7 protein-coding genes, 1 tRNA gene and 2 rRNA genes (1 of these 10 only partly in view) are annotated in these 7,500 nt (G+C 64.1%); 2 read left to right on the plus strand and 8 right to left on the minus strand.

The genetic code is table 11. The features are described from left to right. Positions 1 to 52: 52 nt before the first annotated feature. Genes B1A78_RS13315 through hppD form a run of 3 tightly spaced genes read right to left on the minus strand, consistent with a single transcriptional unit; the run spans position 53 to position 2,063 of the window. A complete protein-coding gene (locus B1A78_RS13315) occupies positions 53 to 598 on the minus strand; it encodes a VOC family protein (RefSeq protein ID WP_077147446.1) in 546 nt (181 codons plus the stop codon). Next, entirely contained in the window at positions 595 to 981 is a 387-nt protein-coding gene (locus B1A78_RS13320) for a DUF1801 domain-containing protein (protein WP_077147447.1), read from the minus strand. The genes B1A78_RS13315 and B1A78_RS13320 overlap by 4 nt, the downstream gene beginning before the upstream one ends. After that, complete coding sequence (hppD, locus tag B1A78_RS13325; RefSeq protein ID WP_077147457.1) at positions 981 to 2,063, minus strand: 4-hydroxyphenylpyruvate dioxygenase; 1,083 nt, start codon at positions 2,061 to 2,063, stop codon at positions 981 to 983. The genes B1A78_RS13320 and hppD overlap by 1 nt, the downstream gene beginning before the upstream one ends. Positions 2,064 to 2,236: 173 nt before the next feature. On the opposite strand from hppD, the gene B1A78_RS13330 reads away from it, so the two are divergent. After that, positions 2,237 to 3,115: a hypothetical protein gene (locus B1A78_RS13330; protein ID WP_077147448.1), complete on the plus strand. Its 879-nt coding sequence runs from the start codon at positions 2,237 to 2,239 to the stop codon at positions 3,113 to 3,115. Between the two features lie 160 nt (positions 3,116 to 3,275). Here the strand turns inward: B1A78_RS13330 and B1A78_RS13335 are convergent, their stop codons facing one another. Further along, positions 3,276 to 5,156, minus strand: a complete 1,881-nt coding sequence (locus tag B1A78_RS13335; RefSeq protein WP_077147449.1) for an ABC-F family ATP-binding cassette domain-containing protein — start codon at positions 5,154 to 5,156, stop codon at positions 3,276 to 3,278. A 79-nt stretch (positions 5,157 to 5,235) separates the two neighbouring features. Here B1A78_RS13335 and B1A78_RS13340 point away from each other — a divergent pair, with 79 nt between their 5' ends. After that, complete coding sequence (locus tag B1A78_RS13340; protein ID WP_077147450.1) at positions 5,236 to 5,661, plus strand: VOC family protein; 426 nt, start codon at positions 5,236 to 5,238, stop codon at positions 5,659 to 5,661. Between the two features lie 6 nt (positions 5,662 to 5,667). Here B1A78_RS13340 and map read toward each other — a convergent pair whose 3' ends face one another. The 4 genes from map to B1A78_RS13360 form a co-directional block, all read right to left on the minus strand. Next, positions 5,668 to 6,495 carry a type I methionyl aminopeptidase gene (map, locus tag B1A78_RS13345; protein ID WP_077147451.1) on the minus strand — a complete coding sequence of 276 codons (828 nt, stop codon included), beginning with the start codon at positions 6,493 to 6,495 and terminating at the stop codon, positions 5,668 to 5,670. 109 nt (positions 6,496 to 6,604) lie between these two features. Continuing rightward, positions 6,605 to 6,681, minus strand: a tRNA-Met gene (locus tag B1A78_RS13350). Positions 6,682 to 6,789: 108 nt separating this feature from the next. Continuing rightward, positions 6,790 to 6,904: ribosomal RNA gene (rrf, locus tag B1A78_RS13355) — 5S ribosomal RNA — on the minus strand. Between the two features lie 119 nt (positions 6,905 to 7,023). Beyond that, positions 7,024 to 7,500, minus strand: a 23S ribosomal RNA gene (locus B1A78_RS13360); it runs 2,315 nt beyond the window's last position.

Genomic DNA, 7,500 nt, shown 5'->3' on the forward strand with positions numbered 1-7,500 from the left:
GAACAAGTTCGCAAGTCTCGCTGCCCCTCCCGCTTGCGGGAGGGGAGAGGATTTACTCGTTCGCCGCCGTATGCAGCCAGTCGGCATGACGCGGCGCCTTTTTCGTCTGGCTCCATTCCTCGAGCATCAGCGGCGCGACGCGGCGCAGTTCGGCATATTGCTCGTCGGTCCCGATATCGCACGCCAGTTCGACGCGGTGGCCATTGGGGTCGAAGAAATAGATCGACTTGAAGATGCCATGATGCGTCGGACCGAGCACATCGACGCCTTCGCTTTCCAGATGCGCCTTCGCCGCGACCAGTTCGTCGAAGCTGCCGACCTTGAACGCCAGATGCTGGACCCACGCCGGGGTATTCTCGTCGCGGCCCATGACGGGCTGGTTCGGCAGCTCGAAGAAGGCGAGAATGTTGCCGTTCCCCGCGTCGAGGAAGACATGCATATACGGGTCATATTCACCGGTCGACGGCACATGATCCTCGGCAAAGGCGGTGGTATAGGTCATGCCGAGCATGCGCTCGTACCAGTCGACCGTCTCCTTCGCGTCCCTGCAGCGATAGGCGGCGTGGTGGACGCCGCCGAGCTTGATCGGGCTGGTCATTTCGTCATCTCCATCCAGCGGGCGAAGATATCCCCGACCGCATAGTCCCTGTCCGTCAATTCGGCGACCGAGGCGAAGCTCATCACGCCGCGGTCGGCCGCCTGCCACTGGACCAGCCCGGCGGGGTCGTCGAAGGCGAAATCCGCCGCATCCTTTGCCTTCACCCCGCGGTGCAGCACGACGCGCGGAACGCCCTTCGGGCTAAGCCCCAGCGTGATGCGATCGTCGCCACCGATGCAAAAGCTCGGCGCATTCCACTTGATATGCTCGGTCACGCCGTCTGCCGAAGCTGCGGCGAGCGCGCGCAGCCGATCGACGACGGCCAGTTGATCGCCGGTCAACGCGGCCCGAAAGGCCTCGACCGAGGCGATCTTCGCGGGCATCAGGCCTTTTCGACCTCGAGCGCGCCGCGGCGGATCTGGTCCATTTCCATCGACTTGAACAGCGCGGTGAAATTGCCCTCGCCAAAGCCTTCATCCTTCTTGCGCTGGATGAATTCGAAGAAGACCGGACCGATCACCGTCTGGCCGAAAATCTGGAGCAGCAGGCGCGGGTCGCCTTCCGTGGTCGATCCGTCGAGCAGGATGCCACGCGACTGCAGGCCCTCGACCGACTCGCCATGCCCCGGCAGCCGCTCTTCGAGCATCTCGTAATAGGTCGCCGGCGGCGACGGAGCGAAGGGATTGCCAAGCGCCTTGAGCTTGTCCCAGGCGGCGTAGAGGTCGTCGCAGCTGAACGCGATATGCTGGATGCCCTCGCCATTATAGGCGCGCAGATATTCCTCGATCTGGCCCTTGCCGCCCGCGCCTTCCTCGTTGAGCGGGATGCGGATCTTGCCGTCGGGGGCGGTCATCGCCTTCGACGTGAGGCCGGTATATTCGCCCTTGATGTCGAAATAGCGGATCTCGCGGAAGCCCGCGATGCGTTCGTAGAAGGCCGCCCAATGCGCCATGCGACCGCCATAAACATTGTGCGTCAGGTGATCGATCAGCTGCATGCCCGCGCCGACCGGGTGGCGATCGATGCCCTCCTCGTAGACGAAGTCGATGTCATAGATGCTGAGATCGTCGCCATAGCGGTCGATCAGATAGATGATCGAGCCGCCGATGCCGCGGATCGCGGGCAGGCGCAGTTCCATCGGCCCCGGGACGACCTCGACCGGCTCGGCGCCGCGCGCGACCGCTTCGGCATAGGCCTTGGCGGCATCGCGCACGCGCCAGCCCATGCCGCACGCCGAGGGGCCGTGCTCGGCGGCGAAATAGGCCGCCGGCGACTTGGGTTCGTAATTGGCGATCAGGTTGATCCCGCCCTGGCGCCACAATTGCACGTCCTTCGACCGGTGGCGCGCGATCAGGCTAAAGCCCATCGCCTCGAACACCGGTTCGAGCACGCCCTTTTCGGGCGCCGAAAATTCGACGAATTCGAAACCGTCGAGGCCCAGCGGATTGTCGAACAGGTCGGCCATGATCATCTTCCCAATATGGTTTCAATTGAAACTATTATCGCGGGCGCCGGCTCGGCTGTCAAGCCGGACTCGGCGGCAACGCGAGGTTATCATGGCTTGCCGCTGTGGTTCAAATCACTGCGCCGGGATGCCGCGCGGATATGATAGGATGATCGAAGGCAAAGGGGGCAGGCATGCCGCAAAGATCATCGCTGCGTTTCTGGCTCGCGCTTGTCTGGCTGGCGCTCGTCGCGGGCTGGGCCTGGTGGGAATATAGCCATTTCAGCGGCCTCTACCGCTGGCTTGCCGACTGGCAGATCGAAAAATGGGGCAGTTATGAGCAGGTCTGGACCGCGCTTGTGCCCGCCTTCATCCTCGCCATCCCGGCTTTCCGCGTGCTCCGCGAGCGCGAACTGCTCAATCAGGCTTCGCTGATCGCGGGCGACGATCCGGTACCGATCCTCCGCCGCGTCCGCACCGGCATGCTGGTCTGCGGCATCATCCTCGCGCTCGTCGCGGGCGGCGCCTATCTCACATCGCAGCAATTACCCGATCCGTCGGACCCGCCCGCCACGGTCGATCTCGCCGCGCTCGGCACCGCCGCGCCGCCGACCGGCTCGGCAATCTTCGCCGGCGCCGTCCCCGACACCGACCGCGCGCTGCAGATGGACGAAGCCTTCCGCTCGCGCTCGGCCGATATAGACCATCAGACCCTCTATGTCCCCGTCGTGGCAAAAGGCGCGGCCAGGGACGCGCCGGTGCGCTTCCTCATCGACCGCGCGAGCTATGCCTTTACCGACAGCAAGGAAGCGCCGCGCACCAACATCTTCCTCGCCGATCATATGCAGGGGGTGCTCGTCGAGAACGGCCTGCCCGCCGACGTCGTCGCGGCGTTCGAGCGGCAGGGGGTGCCGATCGCCAGGCCCCATTATCTGATGACGACCAATTCGGTCGGCGGGCGGCAAAACTATTATATCGTCGCCGCGCTCGCGGGCTTTACCGCCTTCATCCTGTTCCTGCTGTCGGCGATCCAGAGCGTTTCGATCGCCCGCGCGCGGCGACGCCGTCTGTAGGATAGGACCAGCAGGATGGCTTAACCTGGTCACCCTCTCCCTTCCCACCGGCTTCGCCGGCTGGCCCCTTCCCTCTCCCGGCGGGAGAGGGAGGGAGGCGCGAAGCGCCGGAAGGGTGAGGGCGAGCCACCGTCCCTGCCCCGTTTGCTAGGGCCAGATCCTAAGCCGTCTCGCGCTCGAACGCTTCGAGCGCCTCGCTCGCCTCAACCCAGCGCGCCTCGGCCGCTTCCTGCGCAGCGACGATCTTTCCGCGTCGCTGCGACAATTCGCTCATCGTCAGCCCCTTATATTCGTTCGCCGCACCCGCGGGATCGAACATCGCCCGGTCGATCGCGGTCAGCACGACCTCATATTTGGCGAGATCGGCCTCGGCGTCCGACACGACCTTCTTCACCTTAGCCGCAGCTTCGCGCGCGGCCGCGGCGGCCTTGCGGTCTTCCTTGCGGTCGGCCTTCGACCCTCCGCGTTCCTTCTCGGACGATTTGCCGAGGATGAAGGCGACATAATCGTCCATGCTGCCGTCGAACTCGCGCGCGGTGCCGTTGTCGACGAGCACCAGCCGGTCGGCGGTGAGTTCGAGCATATGGCGGTCGTGGCTGACGAGGATCACCGCGCCGTCGAAGCCGTTGAGCGCCTGCACCAGCGCCTCGCGCGCGTCGACGTCGAGGTGGTTGGTCGGTTCGTCGAGGATCAGCAGATGCGGCGCATCGCGCGTGATCAGCGCCAGCGCGAGCCGCGCGCGCTCGCCGCCCGACAGTTTCGACACTTGGGTAGTGGCCTTATTGCCCGAAAAACCGAAGCGGCCGAGCTGCGCGCGCACCGCGCCGGGCGTCTTGCCCGCCATGATCCGCGTCATATGCTCGAGCGGGGTGTCGTTGCCGTCGAGTTCCTCGACCTGGTACTGCGTGAAATAGCCGACGCGCATCTTGCCCGTCGCCGCCATCGCGCCGTCCATCGGGGTCAGCTGCGCCGCGAGCAGCCGCGCCAGCGTCGTCTTGCCATTGCCGTTGCGACCGAGCAGCGCGATGCGATCATCGGGGTCGATGCGCAAGTTCAGCCGCTGCAGGATCGGCTTGCCCGGCGTGTAGCCGACGCTCGCGAGGTCGAGCGTGATCAGCGGCGGACGCAATTCGTCGGGGCTCGGGAAATCGAACGCCAGGCTGGGATCCTCGGCAAGCGCCGCGATCGGCTGCATCTTCGCGAGCTGCTTCGCGCGCGACTGCGCCTGTTTCGCGGTCGAGGCGCGCGCGCTGTTGCGCGCGACATAGTCCTGCAGCTTGGCGCGCTGCGCATCCTGCGCCGCCTTCGCCGCGGCAAGCTGCGCCGCGCGTTCGGCGCGCTGGCGCTCGAAATCATCATAACCGCCCGGATAGAGCGTCACCTTGCCGCCCTCCAGATGCAGGATATGGTCGACGACATTGTTGAGCAGGTCGCGCTCGTGACTGATCACGACGAGCTGGCCCGGATAGGATTTGAGGAAGGACTCGAGCCACATCGTCGCTTCGAGATCGAGGTGGTTCGACGGTTCGTCGAGCAGCAGCAGATCGGGATTCGAGAACAGCAGCGCTGCGAGCGCGACGCGCATCTTCCACCCGCCCGAATAGCTGTCGAGCGGGCGTCCCTGCATCTCCTCATCGAAGCCGAGCCCGATCAGGATGCGCGCGGCGCGCGCCGGCGCGGTGTAGGCGTCGATCGCGATCAGCCGCTCGTGGATGTCGCCGAGCCGGTCGGGATCGGTGACCGTCTCGGATTGTTCGAGCAATTCGGCGCGTTCGGTGTCGGCGGCGAGCACGGTGTCGAACGGCGTCGCGGTGCCGCTCGGCGCTTCCTGCGCGATATAGCCGATGCGCGTCCGGCGCGGCATTTCGATGCCGCCCTCGTCGGCCTCGAGGCTGCCGATCATCACCTTCATCAGCGTCGATTTGCCCGCGCCGTTGCGCCCGATCAGCCCGGTGCGGCTCTTCGCGGGCAGGCTCGCGGTCGCGCGGTCGAGGATGGCGCGCCCGCCAAGGCGCACGGTCAGGCTATTGATCGTCAACATGGCGGCGCGCCTAGCATGTTGCGTCGCACAACCCAAGGGCCGGCTTGGCGGCGAACCGTGCTGCGGCTAAACGCGGGCCATGACCGACATCGCCCCCTTCCATATCGCCTTCCCCGTCGATGATCTCGACGCCGCGCGCCATTTCTATGGTGACGTGCTCGGCTGCCCCGAAGGACGCAGCGATCCCGACTGGATCGACTTCAACCTCTATGGCCACCAGATCGTCGCGCACCGCGTCGCGGCGAAGCGCGAAGGGGTGGCTGGGCACAATCCCGTCGATGGCCATGACGTGCCGGTGCCGCATTTCGGCGTCGTGCTGCCGCCCGCCGAATGGCGCGCGCTCGCCGACCGGTTACAGGCCCACGGCGTCTCCTTCGTCATCGAACCACACACGCGCTTCGCCGGCCAGCCCGGCGAGCAGTCAACGATGTTCTTCCATGATCCCGCCGGAAATGCGCTGGAATTCAAGGCACTAGCCGATCTCGGCCAGCTCTTCGCCAGATAGGCGCGCTTAAAGATAGGGCGGGCGGTGCAGCCCCTTGGGGCTCTGCGTGAAGATCTCGGCGCCGCTCTCGGTGATGCCGATCGAATGTTCGAACTGCGCCGACAGCGAGCGGTCGCGCGTCACCGCGGTCCAGTCGTCGTCGAGGATCTTCACCCCCGGCTTGCCGATATTGATCATCGGCTCGATCGTGAAGATCATCCCCGGCCGCAGCTCGGGGCCGGTGCCGGGACGGCCATAATGATGCACATCGGGCTCGTCATGATAGACGAGGCCGACGCCATGGCCGACGAAATCGCGTACCACCGAATAGCGATGCTTTTCGGCGTGGCGCTGGATCGCATGGCCGATATCGCCGAGCCGTCCGCCCGGAACCGCCGCCTCGATGCCAAGCATCAAACATTCATAGGTCACGTCGACGAGCTTTTTCGCCTTGATCGGCACGTCGCCGACAAGGAACATCCGGCTCGTGTCGCCGTGCCAGCCATCGACCACCGCAGTCAGGTCGATGTTGAGAATATCGCCTTCGCTCAGCACCTTGGAGCCCGGGATGCCATGGCACACGACATGGTTGACCGAGATGCAGCTCGCGTGGCGATAGCCTTGGTAGCCGATGTTGATCGGTATCGCCCCCGCCGCGACGATCATGTCGCGCGCGAAATCGTCGAGTTCGCCTGTGCTGACGCCGGCCTTGACCAGCGGCACCAGCGCATCGAGCGCCTCGGCGGCGATCCGCCCGGCGCGGCGCATGCCCTCAAAGGCATCGGGGCCATGGAGCTTGATCGCGCCGGTCCGCGTGCGCGGCGTGGCGGGGGTGACGTCGACATAGAGGTTCATGGGGGGGAAGATAGGTCCTTCGGGCCGGTTTTTCCAGCGATCGGCGCCGCACAATCGGGCTCCAGCCGGGCGCGAGACACAAAAAAGCCCGCCAAAAGGCGGGCTATGTTGGTTGCGGGAGTAGGATTTGAACCTACGACCTTCAGGTTATGAGCCTGACGAGCTACCGGGCTGCTCCATCCCGCGCCACCAATATACGGCCAAGGCCGCTAAAACAGCAAAAGGCCGGCATCGCTGCCGGCCTTTGAACTTGTGAATGGGTTTTCCTGTTTTCAACCATACGTCGGCTACAATGCCTGGCGACGTCCTACTCTTCCAACGCTTAAGCGGTAGTACCATCGGCGCTGTCAGGTTTCACGGCCGAGTTCGAGATGGGATCGGGTGGGTCACTGACGCCATGGTCACCAAGCAATGAAGCCGGCGTAGGTCAAAATTGGGTTCAATCGATGCCCGTGCAATATGGACTGCTTCTTACAATCATCCACGTCGCGGACAATCCCTGCAGGACTGTCGTTGATGGTGGGACTCTTAAGTGCGAATAGAGCAATTAGTATCGGTTAGCTCCACACGTTACCGCGCTTCTACATCCGATCTATCAACGTGGTGGTCTTCCACGGCTCTGTGAAATCTTATCTTGAGGGAGGCTTCCCGCTTAGATGCTTTCAGCGGTTATCCCGTCCATACATAGCTACCCTGCTGCGCGGCTGGCGCCACGACAGGTACACCAGAGGTATGTTCAACCCGGTCCTCTCGTACTAGGGTCAACTCCTCTCAAATTTCGACGCCCACGGCAGATAGGGACCAAACTGTCTCACGACGTTCTGAACCCAGCTCACGTACCACTTTAATTGGCGAACAGCCAAACCCTTGGGACCTGCTCCAGCCCCAGGATGTGATGAGCCGACATCGAGGTGCCAAACGATTCCGTCGATATGAGCTCTTGGGAATCATCAGCCTGTTATCCCCGGCGTACCTTTTATCCGTTGAGCGATGGCCCTTCCACTC

It is taken from the genome of Sphingopyxis sp. KK2, from assembly GCF_001990265.1.
In the GTDB taxonomy this organism is placed as follows: Bacteria; Pseudomonadota; Alphaproteobacteria; order Sphingomonadales; family Sphingomonadaceae; genus Sphingopyxis.

Coding starts and splice junctions, on each gene's coding strand:
- hppD (WP_077147457.1), bottom strand. CDS start 2,063: ATGGCCGACCTGTTCGACAATCCGCTGGGCCTCGACGGTTTCGAATTC.
- B1A78_RS13330 (WP_077147448.1), top strand. CDS start 2,237: ATGCCGCAAAGATCATCGCTGCGTTTCTGGCTCGCGCTTGTCTGGCTG.
- B1A78_RS13315 (WP_077147446.1), bottom strand. CDS start 598: ATGACCAGCCCGATCAAGCTCGGCGGCGTCCACCACGCCGCCTATCGC.
- B1A78_RS13335 (WP_077147449.1), bottom strand. CDS start 5,156: ATGTTGACGATCAATAGCCTGACCGTGCGCCTTGGCGGGCGCGCCATC.
- B1A78_RS13320 (WP_077147447.1), bottom strand. CDS start 981: ATGCCCGCGAAGATCGCCTCGGTCGAGGCCTTTCGGGCCGCGTTGACC.
- map (WP_077147451.1), bottom strand. CDS start 6,495: ATGAACCTCTATGTCGACGTCACCCCCGCCACGCCGCGCACGCGGACC.
- B1A78_RS13340 (WP_077147450.1), top strand. CDS start 5,236: ATGACCGACATCGCCCCCTTCCATATCGCCTTCCCCGTCGATGATCTC.